The sequence below is a fragment of the Arthrobacter sp. AOP36-C1-22 genome (genome assembly GCF_052377515.1).
Classification (GTDB): Bacteria; Actinomycetota; Actinomycetes; order Actinomycetales; family Micrococcaceae; genus Arthrobacter_H.
In genome coordinates, this window is sequence record NZ_JBQSWW010000059.1 from 1 (window position 1) to 1,427 (window position 1,427).

General features: G+C 64.0%; 1 protein-coding gene. It reads right to left on the minus strand.

Annotated elements, in window-relative coordinates; all coding sequences use genetic code 11:
• Window positions 1-51: 51 nt before the first annotated feature.
• A complete protein-coding gene (locus tag ACT3S6_RS15855) occupies window positions 52-1,314 on the minus strand; it encodes an IS256 family transposase (protein WP_102598824.1) in 1,263 nt (420 codons plus the stop codon).
• Window positions 1,315-1,427 lie beyond the last annotated feature (113 nt).

Below are 1,427 nucleotides of genomic sequence, written 5' to 3' on the forward strand. Positions count from 1 at the left end.
TGGTCAAGCCCCGGGAAGTGGTGTAGCGGTGGTTTCCTTCGGTGATTGCTTTTAGGCGGTCAACGCTTGGAAGGGATCTGCAGGCGCCTCCTCCGCATTCAGGGTGTTGTCAGCGTCGTTGACGAGGCTGAGCCGGCATCTGGCCAGCACGTCCAATCCGAGGTAGCGGCGGCCTTCTGCCCACTCATCGGTTTGCTCGGCCAGCACCGCGCCGACCAGCCGAATGATCGCGTCGCGGTTGGGGAAGATACCAACGCTGTCGGTGCGCCGGCGAATCTCGCGGTTGAGCCGTTCGTTGGGGTTGTTGGACCAGATCTGTTGCCACACATCCTTCGGGAACGCCGTGAACGCCAGAATGTCGGCCCGGGCTTCGTCGAGGTGCTCGAAGACCTTGGGCAGCTTCTCCTGGACGTAGTCCAGCAGCCGGTCGAACTGGGCGTGGACGCTCTCGGCATCGGGCTGGTCATAGACCGAGTGCAGCATCGCCTTCACCGCAGGCCACAGATTCTTCGGGCAAATCCCCATCAAATTAGCGGCGTAGTGGGTACGGCACCGCTGCCAGCTGGCCCCTGGCAGGTTCGCCCGGATCGCCTCAACCAACCCAGCGTGGGCGTCCGAGGTCACCAGCTGCACGCCGTCCAGTCCGCGTGCGACGAGATCGGCGAAGAACGTGTTCCAAGCCGCCCCGGTCTCGCTGGTCGCGACCTTCACCCCGAGCACTTCACGACGCCCGTCGGCGTTGACCCCGGTGGCAACCATGGCGACCGCGTTCACGACCCGTCCACCTTCACGGACCTTCATGGTCAACGCGTCGGCTGCCACGAGGGTGAAGGGTCCCGCCTCACCCAGAGGCCGGTGACGAAACTGCTCGACCTGCTCGTCGAGGTCCGCGGCCATGCGCGAGACCTGGGACTTGGAGAGGGAATGAATGCCCAGGGTCTTCACGAGTTTGTCCATCCTGCGGGTCGAGACTCCGGCCAGGTAGCAGTCCGCCACGACGGTGATCATCGCGGTCTCTGCGCGTTTGCGGCGCTCGAGCAACCACTCTGGAAAGTAGCTCCCCTGCCGCAACTTCGGCACCGCGACGTCAACGGTGCCGACCCGGGTGTCCAGGGGTCGATGCCGGTATCCGTTTCGCTGGCTGGCCCGTTCCGGGGATGCGGTGCCGTATTCGGCGCCGCAGACGGCGCTGGCATCAGCGGACAGCAGAGCGTTGATCATGGTCTGCAGCATCGAGCGCATCAGGTCCGGTGAGGCATCGGAGAGTGCTTCGACAAGCAGGCGTTGAGGGTCGATAATTTGGGTAGCGGTCATCGCGGCGATGTCCTTTCGAGTGGGTTGTAGGAGATTCCTCGAAGGATACGTCCGGTGGCCGCACTCCATATCGGCGGGTGACCGGACGCTACACCACCTTATGGGGCACTACT